Source organism: Roseibium sp. RKSG952, assembly GCF_009711355.1.
This window is the reverse complement of sequence record NZ_SMMF01000082.1, coordinates 1-240: the sequence shown is the minus strand read 5'-3', so window position 1 is coordinate 240 and position 240 is coordinate 1. Positions and strand designations below refer to the sequence as shown.

The following is a 240-nucleotide window of genomic DNA, read 5'->3' as shown; positions in this document are numbered from 1 at the left end:
GGCCCCGGCACCGGACGCTTCGGGCAGTGCAAGCTATGAAATCCCGTCTGCCTGGAACACCGCCTATAACGCCCGTGTGACCTACACGGCGAATGAGGATGTTGATGCGTGGACCCTGCAGCTGCGGGTTCCCGGTGGCATTCAGCACATCTGGAACGGGGAAATCCTCGATCAGGATGGCGACATCTATACGATCGGCAACATGAGCTACAACGGGACGCTTGCTGCCGGTCAATCGGC

Annotated in this window: 1 protein-coding gene; it reads left to right on the top strand. The window is 60.0% G+C overall.

Annotation, left to right across the window (positions count from 1 at the left end):
* A partial coding sequence (locus tag E1297_RS00210; protein ID WP_196223062.1) for a cellulose binding domain-containing protein occupies positions 1 to 240 on the top strand: 240 nt, incomplete at both ends.